We start from the raw sequence: 16933 nt of genomic DNA on the forward strand, positions 1-16933 counted from the left end.
CAATCGCTCCGTTCGCGCCCGTAATTCGACGGGCGACTGGGCAGGTACGTGACAACAGGGGGCCGCGCTGGTCAGGAACACTTCCACCGCACGGGAGGGGATCGCCATGGCGAGTTTCTTGCGTTCGCCACGCTCCGCCAGCGTCCCTCGAAAGGCGGCCACCGTGACCTGACCCTTCGCGAGGCCCGGACCGCCCCTTCACGGACGACGGGGGGAGGCGCGGTCCTGCCACGCCCACGGGGAGGTCGGGGCCCGCGGGGACGTCCCGCACTTCCGTTCGCCCCTCGCTTCGGGCCCGTGCCGCCGGCTGGCGGCGGCGTCGGGCCGGAGTGAAGCTGGGAGCCGGAGTGAGTACGGGAGGCGCGGTGAGCAGCCTGGTCGTCGTCGGAGTGGATGGCTCGTCGTCGAGTGACGCCGCGGTGCTACAGGCCGCCCGCGAGGCCAGGTGGCGTGGTGCGCGGCTCCACGTGGTGCACGTCTTCCGCCGGCCGGTCGCGCCCACGCACGTGCCGCCGCTGGATCTGTCGCCACTCGATGACCTGACGGAGGGCGCCGCACAGCATGCCAGGAGCGTGGCACCCGAGGTCGAGATCACCCAGACCGTGGCGGACGGCGCCCCGGTACCGGTGCTGGCGGGCGAGTCGCGAACCGCCGACCTGGTGGTCGTCGGCAGCAGGGGCATGGGGGGCTTCGTCGGCATGCTGCTGGGTTCGACGGCGGAGTCCCTGGCCGCGCACGGCGAGTGTCCGGTGCTGGTGGTCCGCGAGGAACCGAAGAACTCCGGGCCGGTCGTGCTGGGCGTCGACGGCACCCCGGGCGGCGAGGAGGCGGTCGACTTCGCCTTCGCCGAGGCGGCACTGCGGGGAACCGGGATCGTCGCCGTGCACGCGAGTCAGCCGGACGGTGAACCGGTCGATACGGACATGCGGGACGCGGAACGCCTGCTGGCCCAGGTGCTCGCCGGCCGCAGGGAGACGTTTCCCGACGTCACGGTCAGACAGGACGTGGTGGCCGACGACCCCCGCGAGTCCCTGATCGAGGCCAGCAGGACCGCCCCGCTGGTGGTCGTCGGCTCCAGGGGACGCGGCGGTTTCCTCAGGCTGCTGCTGGGTTCGGTGAGCCGGGCGCTGCTGCACCACGCCCACTGCTCGGTCGCCGTGGTCCGCGGTAAGGCGTGACCGACCGGTCCCCGGCCCGCCCCGACGGGCGGGCTCGGCTCAGGGCTTGCGGCCGACGCCCCCGTACTGGTGGATCTCGGCGGGCAGGCCGAGCGCCAGGGTGTCGGGGCGCCAGCGGGAGCAGGAGACGACGCCGGGCTCCAGCACCCGGAGGCCCTCCAGGAAGCCGCCGAGTTGCTCGGGGCTGCGCAGGATGTACGGGACGGTGGCGCGCGCGTTGTAGAAGTCGGCCGCGGCCACGTACTCCTCGCTGGTGCTGGTGCTGTCGTAGTGCACCAGGAAGCTGCCCGAGGGCAGGGCGGCCACCAGGCGGCGGACGATGGAGCGCGCCTCCTCGTAGTCCTCTATGTGGCCGAGGATGCCCATCAGCATGAGGGCGACGGGCTGGCCGAGGTCCAGGACCGGCCGCACGGCCTCGATGATGACCTCGGGCTCGCGGAGGTCGGCGTCGATGTAGTCGGTGACGCCCTCGGGGCTGGAGGACAGCAGAGCGCGGGCGTGCGCCAGGACCAGGGGGTCGTTGTCGACGTAGACGACGCGCGAGGTGGGAGCGACGCTCTGGGCGATCTGGTGGGTGTTGTCGACGTTGGGCAGGCCGGTGCCGATGTCGAGGAACTGCCGCACCCCCTCCTCCTCCGCGAGGTGGCGGACGGCGCGCGCCAGGAAGTAGCGCGCGCCGCGGGCGCCGTCGACGATGCCGGGGAACATCTTGATGACCTCGTCGCCGGCGGCCCGGTCCACCTCGTAGTTGTCCCGGCCGCCGAGGAAGTAGTTCCAGATCCTGGCCGACTGCGGCACGGACGTGTCGATCCTGGGCTCCGCCTCGCTCATGACCGACAACCTAGGCCAGTTCCATGCCCTCTGACCAGCGGTCAGCTGCGCGCTCCGACGGTCAGTCCGGAAGGGCGACGGCGTGCAGCGTGCCGTCCTGGTCGCCGAACAGCAGCAGGTCGCCGACGACCACGGGCGGGCCGTAGCAGTAGGCGGTGGTGAGCTGCAGGCGGTCGCGGACGGTGCCGTCGGCGAGGTTCACGCCCGTGAGCTGGCCGGTGGTGCCCGGTATCCAGGCGACGTCCCGGTGCACCACCGGCGCGGTGTTGAGCGCTCGCACCCCCATGGTGGCCGTCCACCTGGCCGTTCCGGTCGCCGGGTCGACGCGGCTGACCGTCCTGGCGTAGTCGTCGACGAGGATCACCTCGTCGTCGTGGCGCAGCTTGGGCGCGTACCCGTAGGAGCCGGGGCGGGTCCAGCGCTGCGTGCCGGTGGCCGAGTCCAGGGCGAAGACCGCGGAGACGGTGCCGACCAGGACCGTGCCCTCCGGCAGCAGACCGAGCGTGTCGTACCACGGGCCGTAGATGAACCGGGCGTAGGGGCCGGTGCGGGTGGTGGTGCTGAACCGCCACAGTTCGGTCCCGTCCGCCGCGTCGTAGGCGCAGGCGTCGCCGGTGCCCGAACCGGTGAAGACGCGGACGCCGTCGCTCGCGGCGAGACCGGAGAACGGGCCCCGCCCGGCGGCCAGCCACAGCCGTCGACCGGTGACGGCGTCGATGGCGTGCCGGCCCTCCCCCGCGCCGACCACGACCGCCGGCCGGCCGGCGAGTTCGGTGACCAGCGGGCTGCCGAGCACCGGAGCGCCCGCGTCGTAGGCGAAACGACGCCGCCCGGAACGCGCGTCGAAGGCGTACAGCCGGTGGTCCGCCGACGGCACGAAGACCGTGCGCCCGTCGTCCGAGAACGCCGGCCGCCCGTGGACCGGACCGACCCGCGTCTCCCAACGGCGGCGCAGCCCACGGCCGGTGGGCGTGCCGGCCAGCACGTCGCCGTGGGTGCTGGCGACGACCAGCAGCCCGTCGTGCGCGGCCAGCCCCGCCTGCAGCGGGTGGCCCAGCTCCACGCGCCAGCGGGCCCGGTCCTCGGCCCCGGGCACGGTGAAGCCGAGCGTGCGCTCGTACCACGCGCCGTCGTCGCCGGTGACGCGGACCGTCATCCGGTGGCCGCCCGGCGGGAGTTGGGAGACGTCCAACTCCCCGGTGTGCGGCCGGCCCGCCTCGTTCGCGGTCAGCTCCCGCCAGTCACCGGCGGTCGCGCCGCCGTAGGTGTGCTGCGGGTAGAGCTGCGCCGCCGCGGCGGCCGGCTCGTCCCGGGCGAGGAGCGAGACGCCCAACGCGCCGGCGGCCACCGCCGTCTCGTCCAGCCGGACGCGGGCGGGACGGGCGGCCAGCCCGGGACGCGGCCCGGTCAGCGGGATGACGGCCGCCTCCGTCCGGGTGACGGCGCCGTCCCCGGTCCGTTCGACGGCGGTGACGCGCAGGGCGGGTCCGGAGCCGGTGTCCGCCACGTCGACCCAGTAGTAGCGTGGCCCGCCGCGGGCGTCGCGGACGGCGAACTGGGTCGTGCCGTTGAAGCGGTACAGCTGCTCGCGGTGGATGTGGCCGGCGAAGACGGCCTGGACGTTGTGCGACTCGACGACCTCCAGCAGCCGGTCGGTGTCGGAGACGTAGTAGTTCTCCCCGCCGAAGGGGAAGTGCGACATGAACACCACGGGCGTGTCGCGGCGGACCCTGCTCAGGTCGCGCTCCAGCCAGGCGATGCCCGCCTCGCCGAACCCGCCGGGCTCCTGGAGCAGATGGCTCGGGTCGAGGCCGACGAAGTGGATGCCGAGCGCGTCGAAGGAGTACCGGGACGGGCCGAACAGCGCGCGGTAGCGCTCGCCCCCGGTGGCGTCCCACCGCCACTCGTGGTTGCCCGGCACATGCCGCAGCAACGGTCTCAGCTCCGCCGGAACGGTGCCGAGGTAGGCCTCGTACTCCTCGGCGGAGCCGTGCTCGACGATGTCGCCGACGTGCAGCACGAACGGCGGCCGGGCGGCGGCGATCTCCTGGTAGACCCAGCTGACCCACTCGGTGCGCGCCGGCACCGAGACGTCGATCTGGGTGTCGCCGAGCAGCGCGAAGCCGCGGGCGCGGCTCGCCGGGGCGGCGGACGCCTCGGGGGCGCCGACGGCGCTCCCGAGCGCGACGGCCGAGGCGGCGCCGCCGGCCGCCGTCAGAAACCGCCGGCGGCCGAGGTGGAAGAGGCCCGAGGGACGAGGGGGGTGCGTGTGGTTCATGACCCGATGATCCGCGAACTCCGTGAACCCTGGCCAAACGCCGGTGGCCGGACCACCCCTCCCGGGACCCGGCGCGGCCACGTGGCCACGCGGCCACGACCGGCGCGGGGTGGTGAGCGGGACGCGCCCCCTGGCCGGGTCGTCCGCCGACGCGAAGACGGGGTCCGTTCCTCGCCGCGCGGGTGGCCGGTCATGCGCCGTGGAAGGGCTTGCGGTAGCGGCCGAACTCCGCGACGCGGCGGAATCCGGCACTCCGGTACAGCTCGTACGAGCGGTAGGGGTTGGCGGAACCGGTGAACAGCCGCACGCCGCGCTCGCCGTGGCGGGCCAGGGCGTGCAGGCCGCTGACCAGGAGCGCCCGGCCGAGCCCGCGGCGCCGCCAGTCCTTGCGGACGCTGAGCTCGCGAACCTCGCCGACGCGACCGCCGTCCGGTCCCGCGACGCAGAGCGCCGCGCCCACCACCTCGGCGCCGTCCCAGGCGACCTGCCAGTGGGCGGGCTCGGCGCGTCGGGCGAACGCCTCGAAGTCCCAACCGCCGACGTTGCCGGTGTCGGCGTACGCCGCCCTGACCATCTCCCAGACAGGCCGGTGGTGCGACTCCTCGACGGGCCGCAGTTCGGCGCCGCCGGGCAGTTCGCGAACGAGCGGCGGCAGGTCGTCGAGGGTGGCCCGCTCGAACTCGGTGACGCTGAAGACGCGTCGGTAGTCCAGGTCGGTGAGCAGCGCCACGGACGCGGGCTCGACGTCGGCGGCGTTGGCCGCGAAGCACGCGCGATCCGCGGTGCCGTGCGCACGAACCAGCGCGGCGATCCGTCCCTCCGCCCACCGCACCATCGCGGTGCCGCCGCCCCGGCCCCGCAGTTCGGGCAGCAGCCAGCCGCGGTGCAGGTAGACCTCCGTGCCGTCCTGGTCCCGCCAGGAGGTGATGGTGGCGTACCCGGCGACGGAGCCCTCGTACTCCACGAGTATCTGGTCCCGATGCGGATCCTCGGGCGCCGCCGCGGCGTCGGCCACCTCGCGCGCGGTGGGCAGCGGCTCGACCACCGACCGGTGGTCGATGCCGTCGGCGCCCCGGCACGCCAGCCGGACCCCGAGAACGGGCTCGTGATCCGCGTCGCCCGCGTAGGGGCGGAGCAGGAATCCGCCCCTGGACGACGGTGTTTCGCTGTGCTCTGACATCTTCTCTCCCACCTGCTCCGCGGCGGCCGGGCGGCGGAGAGCCCCGGTGGCCGCGCCGACGGCAACCCCGCCCCCACCCGGGCGGGAAACGCCGGGGTGGCAGGGCCGGCGGTGCCGGGGAGTTCGACGCGTTCGCCCGCCCTTTCGACGGCGGTCCTCCCCACGGGGGAAAGCATGCACCACGGGGTTCGGGCCGGGTATGCCCAGCGAAGCGGCTTCGGCACCTGGACGACCAGCGAGGGACGGCGGACCTGTGACGTACGGCAGATACTTCGAGGAGTTCGAGCCCGGCGCCACCTACCAGCACTGGCCCGGCAAGACAGTCACCGAATACGACCACCACCACTTCTGCCTGCTGACCATGATCCGCCACCCCCTGCACACCGACCACCACTTCGCGCGGACGTTCACCCGACACGGCAGGCCCCTGGTGGTGAGCCCCCTCATCTTCGCCCTTCTCACGGGCCTCTCCGAGGCCGACATCGCGGGGGCCGCGCTCGCCCACCGCGGCTTCGCGAACTTCGAGCACAGCGCCCCGCTCTTCCACGGCGACACCCTCTACGCCCGGACGACGATCCTCGCCGTGCGGCCCGTCGACGGCCACCCGGCCCGCGGCGCGGTGCACGCGCGGACCGAGGGCGTCAACCAGCACGGGGAGCTCATCGCCGCCTACGACCGCCAGCTGGAGGTCCCGCGCGGCCGGCACCCGCTCGCGCCGCCACGGGGGCGCCACACGCGCTGGCCGTTCACCGGTGACGACATCCGCCGCCCCGTCACCGACCCTCCCCCCGAGACGGGATAGGGCGAGGTGGAGGCGCTGTTGCTCCCGGCAGGGGCCGGTGCTACGTTGCGTCGAATCGGTTCGACGGGGCGGGAGCGGTGTCCATGGTGACGATCGGCGACGTGGCCCGGGCCGCGGGCGTCTCCCGCAGCACGGTGTCCTACGCCCTGTCGGGCAAGCGGACGATCTCGGAGGAGACCCGCCAACGGATCGAGGAGGCGATCCAGCGGCTCGGCTTCACGCCGAACGCGGGCGCCCAGACCCTGGCGACCGCGCAGACCAAGGTGATCGGGCTGATGCTGCGGTTCCACGAGGACGAGTTCGCCCCGGCCATGCTGCAGTACGTGCTGCCCATCTCCGACACCGCCCGGGAGATGGGCTACGACATGCTCCTGGTCACCGACGCGGACGGCCCGGCCGCGCTGCGGCGGATCACCAGCACCAAGAAGGTCGACGGCCTGGTCCTGCTCGACGTGACGCACGACGATCCCCGGATCGAACCGCTGCGCGCCTCCGGACGGCCCGGGGTCGTGATCGGCCTGCCGCACGACACCGAGGGACTCGACGTCGTGGACCTCGACTTCTCGGCGGCGGCCACCCTGCTCGTGGACCACCTGCACGAACTGGGGCACCGCGAGGTGATCCTGGTGATGCCTCCCGAGGAGGTCTTCAAACGGCGGGCGTCCTACGGCTGGCGGTTCCACGACGCGGTGGTCGCGCGCTCCGCCGAGCTCGGCATGGCGATCCACCCGCAGCACGGTGGGGCGAACCAGCCGACCGTCGAGGCCGGCCTACACGAGGTCCTCGACGCGCATCCCGAGGCGACCGCCATGATCGTGCACAACGACGCCCTGGTCGCCGCACTGCCCATGGTCCTGCACCAGCGCGGGGTCCGCGTCCCCGAGGACCTGTCGGTGGTCAGCCTCTTCTCGCGGGAGTTCGGGCAGACGTTCTCGCTCCCCTACACCGCGGTGGAGACCTCGCCCCGGGAGCTCGGTCGCATGGCGGTCGAGCAGGTGGTCAGTCGGCTCCGGGACGGCGAACGCGCCGGCCCCCACCGCGTTCGCCTGGTCGCGCCCGAGCTCACCCGGCGCGGCAGCACGGCCTCCCCCACTCCCGGCTCCTGATCGGCCGCCGACCCGGGCGGCGGATCCGGTTCCGTGGCCGGCGCCCTGGGCCCCGCACCGCCGCTACTCGCCCGGGCCGCAGGCCCATTGCCCTCCCCACGGCGAGGTGTTACGTTGCGTCGAACCGGTTCGATTCACCGTTTCGGGGCACCGGTTCGACAGCGCTCGCCTCCCGAGCCGCACCCCCACACCTGGAGGCAACCACCATGCGCCACCCCCACACGTTCCGCCGGAAGCGCCGGCTGCGGCGGCTCGGCAGTGCCCTCGCCGCCACCCTCGCCGCGGCGACGGCCGCGCTGCTGGTCCCCGCCGGCTCCGGTTCGGCCCAGACCCTCGACGACTCCGTCACCGTCGACTTCGCCACCGATCTGGGCGCCCCCCAGCACCGCGCCTCCGGCATCCTCTACGGCATCACCGAGGACGGCGCCAATCCGCCGGACGAGTTCTTCACCGGCATCGACTTCCGCTTCGAACGGGCCGGCGGCGCCCAACTCGGCAGCCCGGGCGGCTGGGTCGCGGGCGACTACCAGCGTCGCTGGGACTCCACGCTCGCCCAGTACCAGCGCACCGTCGACCTCGGCGGCACGTTCCAGATGCTCCCGCACGACCTCTGGGGAGCCGACGGCACCACCTCGCCGCGCTTCCCCGGCGACGACGGCGACTGGTCGGACTACGACGCCTTCCTCGACCAACTCATCTCCGACATTAGGGCCGCCGGGATCACCCCGCAGTGGGACATCTGGAACGAGCCCGACATCACGCAGTTCTGGAACCGCTCCCAGGAGCAGTACCTGGAGATGTGGGACCGGACCTACGCCCGGATCCGCGAGGAGCTGCCCGACACGGTGATCGTCGGCCCCAGCACGGCGGGCGAACCCGCCCCGGACAACGCCTGGTGGACCACCTTCCTCGACCACGTCGCCGAGGCCGGCACCGTGCCCGACATCATCAGCTGGCACGAGATCGGCGGCAGCCCGCACAACCAGGACCCGGCGGCCAGCAAGGCCGCGGTCCAGCAGATGCTGTCGGACCGCGGCCTCACGGTCGACGACTACTCGGTCAACGAGTACGCCTGGCCCGAGCAGCAGAACCCGGGCAACTCCGGCTGGTTCATCTCCCGCCTGGAGCACGGCGACGTCGACGGCCTGCGGGCCAACTGGGCCTCCGGCAACGCCCTCCACGACAACATGGCCGGCCTCCTCACCCAGGTCGACGGCGTCTACCAGCCGCTCGGCGACTGGCAGCTCTACCGGTTCTACGCCGGGATGACCGGAACGCGTGCCGAGGTCACCCCGGGCGCCGACCTCGACGGCTACGCGACGGGCGACGACGCGGCGAGCCGCGCCGCCGTCCTGCTGGGCACCAAGGGCTCCACCGGCACCATGACCGTCGACCTCACCGGCCTCGACGCCGTCACCGGCCTGGTCCAGGACGGCACGGTCCGCGCCGTGGTGGAGCGCGTCCCGTGGAACAACGGCGGCGTGGTGACCGGCCTGCAGCCGGTCGCCGACGAGCAGCTGACCGTCGAGGGCGGCGCGGCCACGGTCACCATCCCGTGGACCGACTACCACGACGCCTACACCGTGACCCTGCTCCCGCCGGAAGGTTCCTGACCCGCCGCGCCACCCCGTTGCCCCGCCCCCGCTCCCGCCACCAGCGGCAGCGCGGGGGCGGGGCTCCGCACGCCGGCCGGCCGGACCGGCTGGCGCCGTCGGCCGTTCCACGGGCTCACGGCGCCGGAGGGTCCCGTGCCCGATGCTTCGGCCGGCACGAAAGCCGGACGAAAGCGCGCCCCGCATCCTCGTGGTCAGAGCCGCGTTCACCGCCGCACCGGCGGGCGACCCGCGGCCCCGACGACACGGGGGAACGGATTTCACATGGATGGGGTGGGAGCGGCCGCACGGCGGCCGTCTCGGCTGGGCGCGGAGTCGAGGAGCGCGGGAGCGGAACGCACGGCGCCGCTCCTGGGGGCGCAGGAGTACGAGTGGCTGAAGACTCTGATCACCGGCAACGACCCGGGGTCCGACGCGATGACGGTCGCCTTCCAGGTGCCTATCCCCGAGGGCTGTGCGATCGAGGTCGTGGTGGACTCCCTGGCCGAGGTCGTGGAGCGTCACGAATCGCTGCGGACCGTGGTCCGTGACGAGGGGGCGGGACCGCTTCAGGTCGTATACCCGCCCCGGCGGCCGGAGATCGACGTGTGTCCGACGGCGTCCGGGGAGCGGAGCGAGGCCTTCCGTACCTCGGTCAGGCGCGCGGCCGGACGCTTCGCGGACGGCACGCCGCTGCACGCCGGAGTGCTCCACGACGGCGGGAGGCCCGTGGAGCTCTTCGTCGCCGTCTCCCACATGTGTTGTGACGGCTTCAGCCGACAGATCATCGAGGCCGAGCTCGGCGGGCTCCTCGCCGGGCGCCCCGGGCCGGGCGGCCAGGGCCTCCGGCCGCCCGCCACCCAGGCGTGTGACGCGGCGCTGGCGGAGCGTTCCGACGAGGGCTCACGAGGTCGGGCCGCGGCCCGTGCCCACTGGGAGGCGATGGCGCGGCAGCTGCCCAACCGGCTGGTGCCGCCCCGGGAGCAGGGCGTGTGCACCAGGTTCGGCTTCGAGTACACGTCCGCGCTCACGCCGCCCCTGCTGCATCTCGCCTCCCGTACGTACCGGGCTTCGCCCGCGATCATCTTCGAGGCGACGCTGCACGCCGGGCTCACGATCCTCTCGGGCCAGGACCGGAGCGTGTTGCGCGGCCACTTCGCGGGGCGGGGGGCCGCCGACCGCGGCACGGTCGGGTGTTTCCACCAGGTGCTGAGCGCGATCGTCGACACGGGAGACCGGCCGGGTTTCGCGGAACTCGTGCGCCGCACGGCACGCGCCAGGCTGGAGGCGCAGCGTCGGCACCGGATAAGCCACCTGTCCCTGCGGCGGATCCTGTTGCGCGAGGAGCGCCGCCGTGGCGTGTCGTTCGCGGAGGGATCGACACTCAACTTCGTCAACGAGGCGGGGTTCGAACGCCTCGCCGAGCTCAGCGCCGAGCGGCTGCGGGACCTTCGGGATCGTGCGGCGGAGCACAGACTGCTGCTCCTGCGGAGGGAGACCACGGCCGACCCGATCGGGGAGGAGGCCTACGTGCTCGCCATCAACAGCGCGGCGAACACCCTCGTCGTCGGCAGCTTCAACGGCGCCGTCTTCACCCCCGCCCAGATGCGCTTCCTCATCGGCCTGCCCGACGCGCTGCTGGCGCGGGCCGCGTGCGCCGACGTCTCCTGGCAGGAGATCGAGGAGTTGTCCGCCCCCGCCGACCGCGGCGCCCCGCCGCGCCACCGGCGCGGAGCGGACGACTTCGACCCGGCGGAGGTGCTGCGCGCGGTGCAGACCTGCCCCGGCGTGCTCAGCGCCCGACTCGACCATGTGCCGGGCTCCCTGTCCGTGACGGTCGTCGCCGACGATCCGGCACTCGACGAACCAGCCGTGCGCGCGCACGTCATGGCACAGTTGGCGCCCGCGCGCCGCCTCGTCTGTCCCGACACGATCACCGTCGAGGCCGCGCACCCCACCCGTCCGCGTGCGGCGGAGGGCGTCCCGCCGGCCGAGTCACGGCTGCTGGACCTGCTGCGCGACGAGGGATTCGTCGAGGCGCCGCGGGCCGACCTCTCCTACGTGGAGTGCGGCGGGAGGCTGGACGTCGTGCCGGCGCTGCTGGCGCGGCTTCGCGAGGCCGGGCTCGGAGGGCTCACGATGAACGACTTCCTCCGCCCGGCGGATCTGCGCCATCTGGCCGCCCGGGTGGCCACGGCCGACGAGGACGTCGTCGAGCCCGCGACGTCCGTGACCGCGTGACCGACCATGAGACCGGTCTCCCTGCCCGTCGCCGTGCTGCGGACGGCGGACTCGCCGCGTCGGGGCGGCGAGGATCCCGAGCACATCAGGCTGCTCGCCGCTGCCCAGGGGCCGCTGCCGCCGATCACCGTGCACCGCGCCACCATGCGGGTCATCGACGGCATGCACCGGTTGCGCGCCGCCCAGAGCCGCGGCAGCGAAACCATCCGTGCCACGTTCTTCGAGGGCGACGAGGCCGACGCCTACGTCCTCGGGGTGCGGCTCAACATCCAGCACGGGCTCCCGTTGTCGCGCGAGGACCGGCTCGCGGCCGCGCGGCGCATCATGGCCTCGCATCCGGACTGGTCGGACCGTCTCATCGCCTCGGCCACCGGCCTCGCGGCGAGCACGGTCGCGGGTCTCCGCAGGCGTTCGACCGACATCGCCGAACAGTCGAACAGGCGGATCGGGCAGGACGGCCGGGTCCGCCCGCTCAGCGCCGCCGAAGGCCGCCGCCGCGCCGCGGACATCATGGCCCGCGAGCCGGCGGCCTCGCTGCGTGACGTGGCCGCACGCGCCGGCATCGCCCTGGGAACGGCGAAGGACGTCCGCGACCGACTGCGACGTGGCCAGAGCCCTCTCCCAGACGGGTCGGGCCGTCCCGGGAACGCGTCGGTCGCGGCCACCGGGGCGCCGGCGGCGGCGACGCGGCCGGATCCGTCCGAGCCGTCCCGGCTCCTCAGGGACCCCGCGCTCCGTTACACGGACCAGGGCAGGCTCCTGTTGCGGCTCATCCACGCCCACCCCTGCGACGACCGGGAGTGGGAGTCGATGGCGCGCGCCGTCCCCACGTCCCAGGCGACGACCGTGGCGCGCCTGGCCCGGGAGTTCGCCCGCCAGTGGAAAGACCTGGCCGACCTTCTCGAACTCCCGTTGGAGGACGGCGCCGACCGTCGCTGAGCCCTCTGCTCCCGCAGCCCGCGAAATCCCCCGCATCCGCCCGCGGGGCCTTTCGCATGCCATGACCAAAGCGCGGGGTACGGCCGACGTTTATCTGTTTCGGCAGTCGCTGACTTGAACGCTTGACCCGTTACCGCCGCGCGACATCAAATGACCGGAAGGAATATGACGCAGAAAGGAGTTCGATGAGTAGCGTCGCGCTTGACACCACCGAGGCGATCCCGGCCGAGAACGGGACCCGCCTTCGACTCACGGTTCAGGACAACGACATGGTCGCCGTTTCGCAGGCGATCAAGGGCTGTACGGGTGGCGGCTGCCTGGCCTGTGACAGCTGTGACTCCAGCCCGTGCGGGCCGGTGTACTGCAGCCACTGCTGACCCCCTGTTCATGACGTCATGAACGCCGTGGTGAGGCGCGATACGCGCCTCACCACATAACCCCTCCTCTTTCCGAGAAATGTGTCATCAATTGCCCTACGCAATGCCGTCCACCGGCCCCGGAGGGCGCGTCGCACTGCTTCCCGTCGGCGATTTCGGCCAGGCAGTGGCGAACCGCCTGCAACGTTCCCTCACGAACGCGTTCACGATTTCCGACCCCGCGGATTCGGATGGGGCTCCGCTGATCATGCCCGCCTGGCGGGAGTCACGCCGACTGGCGCGAATCGTGGACGCGACGTCCGCCATCCCCTGGTGGCTCCCGGTCGTCTACGCCCATCCGCATATCCGGGTGGGTCCCGTCCTCGGCCGGGAACTGCCCGGCTGCTACGACTGTCTGACCGGTCGCGAACTGGCGCTGCGGAAGGATCCCCGGATCACGGAGGCGCTCTGGGATCTCCACGACTCCGACGACGGGGCCGGGGTGCGCGGGCATCTCCCGAGCCACGCGGCCCTCGCGGCCGGGCTCTCGCTCTCCCTCGTCGAGGAGGGACACCGGGAGCACCGGGCCCTGTACACCTACGACGTGCTGTCCGGCGCTGTCATGGAGCACGTGTTCTCGCCCCTGCCCCGCTGTCACCGCTGGTCCGTGGAGGCGGCCTAGGATGCGAACCTCCGAAGGAAACGGCCACCTCCCGCGGATCGTCCCCGGGCTGGTCCACTACACGGTCGACGAGTCCTACGTGGTCGAGGGCGCCGCCACCACCGCGGTGTTCAGCGGCCCCGGGGCGACGGACCTCCTGCCGAAGCTGTGCGCGTTGCTGGACGGCACGCGCACGCCGGCGCAGGTCGGTCAGATCCTGGAACTCCCCACGCGGGACGTCGAGGACGGCGTCGACCTGCTGCTGGAGCGGGGTCTGGCGGAGATCGCGCCGCGCGCCCGACCGCAAGCGCCGGGAGTTCCGCCGGCGACGCGGGCGTTCCTGGCCAGGAGCGCCGGCACCGCCGAACGCCGGGGCTCCGGCGCGGAGCTCGCCGCCAGCCTCCGGCGGGCGCCCGTCCTCGTGGCCGGCCGGCAGCCACTCGCCGCCGCCATCCGCGCGGAGCTGACGGCCGCCGGTGGGGTCACCGTCGCGGACGCCTCCTCACCCCGGGCCGTCGCCATGGTGGTGCAGGTTCTCGACGACGCCGGGGAGGTCGGCTCGGAGCTGTTCCGCGAATGCCGGAAGAACGGCACCCCCTGGCTCGGCGTGGGCGTGGACCCGTCGGGCGGGTTCGTCGGGCCCACGGTCCATCCCGACTACTCCTGCTTTCCCTGCGCCTGGAGCTGGCTCGCCGCGCGGGCGCGCCGCGCCGGCGTCGCGCCGGCCGGGGACGCCCTCGGCGCCTCGGATCGGATCCTCGCCGGGCTGGCGGTCGCCGAGGTGCTGCACGCCCTCACCGGGGCGGCCGAGATGACCACGGTCAACCGGGCGCGAACGGTGGTCAGGGAGGAAGGGCGCGGGATGCGGGGACCGTACTCCTTCGGCACCGAGCAGGTGTTCTGTACCACCGGTTGTTCGGGCGACACGCTCACCCCCGAGTCGCTGGCGCCCTGGACGTACGAGCAGCACGTGGCGCTGCCCGGCCCGCTGTTCGCCACGGCGGCCGAGCCCCGGCCCGCCGCCAGCCCGCCCCATCCGCGCACCGGATACCAGACGTTGCTCACCTGCCCGGCCGCCACGCGTTCGGCGATGGCCGCCGCCGGGACGTCGCTGCGGACGCCTTCCCTGGTCCTCGCACTGACCCTGGGCCCGTCCGCCGGCCGGGAGGCGGAGCCGGCCCGGCGACCGGCTCCGTCGGCCGGGGGTCTGACCTCGCAGGAGGCCTACGTCGTCGCCCGCGCTCCGCTGCCGCTGCTGGACAGCCACACGGCGTGGTACGACGGGCACGGCGACAGGTTCGTCGCCACCGCGCCCACGACCGACGATCTCGTCGCACGCCTGATGTCCGAGGCGCTGCCCGACTCCGAGTGGCAGCACGCCGTGGTGTGGGTGGCCCGGGTGGGGCATCTCTCCCGCAAGTACGGTGACCTCGCCGTCCGGCTGGCCCACCTCGACGCGGGGGTCGCCATGACCCACGCCCTCCTCGTGGCGGCCACGCTGGGGAGCCGACCGCGCATGCCGACGTCGTGGCGCTCGGCTCCGCTCACAGAGCTCCTCGACCTGTCCCCGGACACGGAGATCGTCACCGGAATCACGCTTTTCTGAAGGGGTCAACCTTGCTCTCCCAACGCGACCACCGCCGCGAGGTGTTCGGTGCGCAGGCGGCCGAACTGCTGGACCGTGGAGAGGTCCGGCGGCTCGCCGACGACGGTTCCGCGGCCTTCGCGCCCGAACTGCCCGAACGCCTGACGCGGCTCGGCGCCGAACCCGTCGCGGACCTGCTGCGGCGTCGCCGCTCCGTCCGGGACTACGCGGACCGGCCCGTGCGGCGTGACCATCTCGCCGAGATCTGCGCCAGCGGTTCGCAGGCGTCGACGGTCCTGGCCACCGCTCCCGGACGGCTCACCGCCTCCGCACACTGGCTGGTGTTCGCCCGCCGGGTCGACGGACTGCAGCCGGGGGTCCACTCGTACGACGCGTCGGGCGACTTCTCCCTCGTCGCCGACCCGCCCGACGACCGGAGCTGGGCCCGCGCCGTCCAACCGGAGTTCGTCGACGCGCCGTGCCTTCTGCTTCCGGTATGGGAGCTGGAGAGCGCGTTGCGGGAACGCGGGACGGACGGCTACTTCAACCTGCTGCTGGCCACCGGGTCCAGCCTCTACGTCTCCTGGCTCACGGCCCTCGACCTCGGCCTGTCCGGCTGTCTGCTGCGGGACCTGCACCCGGCGCTGCTCTCCGCGACCGTCGCGCTGGGCGGGGTGGACGCGAGGCCCTTCCTGACGCTGGCACTCGGGCACCCACGGGAGCCCGTCGACACCACCGACTCCGGGCAGGCGGGAGACCCGTCATGACATCGCTCGAGGAGATGCTCGATCTCGTCGGCCCCTACGCCGCCGTCACCGTGGCCCCGAACCGGCAGCAGGCCGCGTACTGCCCACCGTGGTACTACAGTTACGCGGCGTCGATCCTCAACCAGGAGGGCGGCGGCCGGCACCGCCATCCGCGCGAGACGACCGGCGGCGGCCGATCGGACCGGATCGGGACCGCTCGCGCGGTGTCGGTCATCGAGGCGATGGAACGCGCCGCGCTCCGGAGTCCCCCGGCCGATCTGTTGACGGCGCCCGCGCACGCGGTCCCCTCGGCCGTCCCGCTGACTGATCTTCCCGTGTGCTCGGAGCGCGAACTCGCCGACCCCCGGTGCCCGTTGAACTCCCCCGACCCCGCCGCCCCCATCCGCTGGGTCGAGGGCGTGGAACTCCCGCACGGCACGCCCGTCCACCTCCCGGCGGTCATCGTGTACACGGCCCCGCCGCGGGACGACGCGGAGAACTTCTGGCTTCCGATCAGCAACGGGGCGGCAGCGGGGTTCACCTGGGAGTCGGCCCTGCTGTCGGGCGTCCTCGAGGTGCTGGAACGGGACATCGTCAGCACCCTCTGGCTCCAGCGGCTGTCCCTGCCCCGGCTGCCGGCCTCCCTGCTGTCGCCGCTCACCCGGCGGCTCGTGGGCTGGTGCGAGCGGAAGTACACCCGGGTGCACCTCTTCGACGCGACCACGGAGATCGGCCTGCCGACCGTCTACTGCGTCCTGGAGGCACCCCACGACCCCGTCGCCGAACGCGTCGTCGCGGCCTGCACCAAGCTCGACTTCGACAGCGCGGCCAGGGCGGCGCTCACGGAGGCGCTCTATCTGCGCCCGCTCGTCCACCGCTCGGCGGAGAACCCCGAGGAGGCCGACCTCCTCGTCCGGGGCGCCGTGTGGATCGGCGGCCCCGAGGGCGAGGGCGCGCTGGACTTCCTCCTCGACGACGGGGGCCCCGGCGGGGACCGGGGACCCGCGCCCGAGCCCTCCCGAGCCGTGACGCCGCCGCCGGGAACGGACGAGCGGACGCTCCTGCGCTGGCTGGTCGGCCGCTGCCGCGACGCCGGCCATCCGGTGTACGCGGTGGACCTGACCACACCCGACCTCCGCAGCGTCGGCCTGCGCGTGGCGAAGGCGGTCATCCCGAGCCTCCAGCCGCTCAACTTCCATCCGCACGCGCAGTACCTCGGCCATCCCCGGCTCCACACGCTCCCCGGCCTGCTGGGCCAACGGGCCCTTCCCGAGAGCCAGCTGAATCCCCACCCCCAGCCGTTCGCCTGAGAGACATCTCACGTGCCTAAGAAGTCAAGCCGCGACGGCTGGAACTGCTGAGAAGGAGGTGAATGCGCGATGCTCGTCGAAGTGCTGCCGGGTTTGCAGGCAGTGGTAGAGCTGGCCGAGCAGCCGGT

General features: G+C 73.3%; 14 protein-coding genes. 11 read left to right on the plus strand and 3 right to left on the minus strand.

All coding sequences use genetic code 11. The annotated features are described in order from the left end of the window. Positions 1-365: 365 nt before the first annotated feature. Entirely contained in the window at positions 366-1178 is an 813-nt protein-coding gene (locus ABGB06_RS17960; RefSeq protein ID WP_347590503.1) for a universal stress protein, read from the plus strand. A gap of 39 nt (positions 1179-1217) precedes the next feature. Here the strand turns inward: ABGB06_RS17960 and ABGB06_RS17965 are convergent, their stop codons facing one another. The 3 genes from ABGB06_RS17965 to ABGB06_RS17975 all read right to left on the minus strand — a co-directional run bounded on the left by ABGB06_RS17965 (position 1218) and on the right by ABGB06_RS17975 (position 5467). Then, positions 1218-2009: an SAM-dependent methyltransferase gene (locus tag ABGB06_RS17965; RefSeq protein WP_347590433.1), complete on the minus strand. Its 792-nt coding sequence runs from the start codon at positions 2007-2009 to the stop codon at positions 1218-1220. 61 nt (positions 2010-2070) lie between these two features. Further along, positions 2071-4287, minus strand: coding sequence for a PQQ-binding-like beta-propeller repeat protein (locus ABGB06_RS17970; protein ID WP_347590435.1), 2217 nt, complete (start codon positions 4285-4287; stop codon positions 2071-2073). A 190-nt stretch (positions 4288-4477) separates the two neighbouring features. Continuing rightward, entirely contained in the window at positions 4478-5467 is a 990-nt protein-coding gene (locus ABGB06_RS17975; RefSeq protein ID WP_347590437.1) for a GNAT family N-acetyltransferase, read from the minus strand. A 253-nt stretch (positions 5468-5720) separates the two neighbouring features. Between ABGB06_RS17975 and ABGB06_RS17980 the strand changes: the two genes are divergently transcribed. The 10 genes from ABGB06_RS17980 (at position 5721) to ABGB06_RS18025 (ending at position 16805) form a co-directional block, all read left to right on the plus strand. Continuing rightward, on the plus strand, positions 5721-6269 hold the full coding sequence (locus tag ABGB06_RS17980; protein ID WP_347590439.1) for a MaoC family dehydratase: 549 nt from the start codon (positions 5721-5723) through the stop codon (positions 6267-6269). A gap of 83 nt (positions 6270-6352) precedes the next feature. Further along, on the plus strand, positions 6353-7375 hold the full coding sequence (locus tag ABGB06_RS17985) for a LacI family DNA-binding transcriptional regulator (protein WP_347590441.1): 1023 nt from the start codon (positions 6353-6355) through the stop codon (positions 7373-7375). 206 nt (positions 7376-7581) lie between these two features. Beyond that, a complete protein-coding gene (locus ABGB06_RS17990; protein ID WP_347590443.1) occupies positions 7582-8988 on the plus strand; it encodes a beta-xylosidase in 1407 nt (468 codons plus the stop codon). A gap of 264 nt (positions 8989-9252) precedes the next feature. Continuing rightward, on the plus strand, positions 9253-11208 hold the full coding sequence (locus tag ABGB06_RS17995) for a condensation domain-containing protein (RefSeq protein ID WP_347590445.1): 1956 nt from the start codon (positions 9253-9255) through the stop codon (positions 11206-11208). A gap of 6 nt (positions 11209-11214) precedes the next feature. Beyond that, complete coding sequence (locus ABGB06_RS18000; RefSeq protein WP_347590447.1) at positions 11215-12147, plus strand: ParB N-terminal domain-containing protein; 933 nt, start codon at positions 11215-11217, stop codon at positions 12145-12147. Positions 12148-12332: 185 nt separating this feature from the next. Then, positions 12333-12524, plus strand: coding sequence for a hypothetical protein (locus ABGB06_RS18005; RefSeq protein WP_347590449.1), 192 nt, complete (start codon positions 12333-12335; stop codon positions 12522-12524). A gap of 286 nt (positions 12525-12810) precedes the next feature. Further along, the gene (locus ABGB06_RS18010) at positions 12811-13185 is read left to right on the plus strand and encodes a TOMM precursor leader peptide-binding protein (RefSeq protein ID WP_347590451.1); all 375 of its coding nucleotides are present in this window, start codon (positions 12811-12813) and stop codon (positions 13183-13185) included. Position 13186: 1 nt separating this feature from the next. Then, complete coding sequence (locus ABGB06_RS18015) at positions 13187-14770, plus strand: hypothetical protein (RefSeq protein ID WP_347590453.1); 1584 nt, start codon at positions 13187-13189, stop codon at positions 14768-14770. Between the two features lie 11 nt (positions 14771-14781). Further along, on the plus strand, positions 14782-15516 hold the full coding sequence (locus tag ABGB06_RS18020) for a nitroreductase family protein (protein ID WP_347590456.1): 735 nt from the start codon (positions 14782-14784) through the stop codon (positions 15514-15516). Next, positions 15513-16805, plus strand: a complete 1293-nt coding sequence (locus ABGB06_RS18025) for a YcaO-like family protein (protein ID WP_347590458.1) — start codon at positions 15513-15515, stop codon at positions 16803-16805. The genes ABGB06_RS18020 and ABGB06_RS18025 overlap by 4 nt, the downstream gene beginning before the upstream one ends. The last annotated feature ends 128 nt before the right edge of the window (positions 16806-16933 follow it).

The sequence above is a fragment of the Streptomyces sp. B6B3 genome, assembly GCF_039871525.1.
Lineage (GTDB): Bacteria > Actinomycetota > Actinomycetes > Streptomycetales > Streptomycetaceae > Streptomyces.

What these genes read in the sequence shown, in the direction of transcription:
- ABGB06_RS18015 (WP_347590453.1), top strand. Translation starts at nt 13,187, where the DNA reads ATGCGAACCTCCGAAGGAAACGGCCACCTCCCGCGGATCGTCCCCGGG.
- ABGB06_RS17965 (WP_347590433.1), bottom strand. Translation starts at nt 2,009, where the DNA reads ATGAGCGAGGCGGAGCCCAGGATCGACACGTCCGTGCCGCAGTCGGCC.
- ABGB06_RS17970 (WP_347590435.1), bottom strand. Translation starts at nt 4,287, where the DNA reads ATGAACCACACGCACCCCCCTCGTCCCTCGGGCCTCTTCCACCTCGGC.
- ABGB06_RS17975 (WP_347590437.1), bottom strand. Translation starts at nt 5,467, where the DNA reads ATGTCAGAGCACAGCGAAACACCGTCGTCCAGGGGCGGATTCCTGCTC.
- ABGB06_RS18025 (WP_347590458.1), top strand. Translation starts at nt 15,513, where the DNA reads ATGACATCGCTCGAGGAGATGCTCGATCTCGTCGGCCCCTACGCCGCC.
- ABGB06_RS17985 (WP_347590441.1), top strand. Translation starts at nt 6,353, where the DNA reads ATGGTGACGATCGGCGACGTGGCCCGGGCCGCGGGCGTCTCCCGCAGC.
- ABGB06_RS18005 (WP_347590449.1), top strand. Translation starts at nt 12,333, where the DNA reads ATGAGTAGCGTCGCGCTTGACACCACCGAGGCGATCCCGGCCGAGAAC.
- ABGB06_RS18000 (WP_347590447.1), top strand. Translation starts at nt 11,215, where the DNA reads ATGAGACCGGTCTCCCTGCCCGTCGCCGTGCTGCGGACGGCGGACTCG.
- ABGB06_RS17995 (WP_347590445.1), top strand. Translation starts at nt 9,253, where the DNA reads ATGGATGGGGTGGGAGCGGCCGCACGGCGGCCGTCTCGGCTGGGCGCG.
- ABGB06_RS17990 (WP_347590443.1), top strand. Translation starts at nt 7,582, where the DNA reads ATGCGCCACCCCCACACGTTCCGCCGGAAGCGCCGGCTGCGGCGGCTC.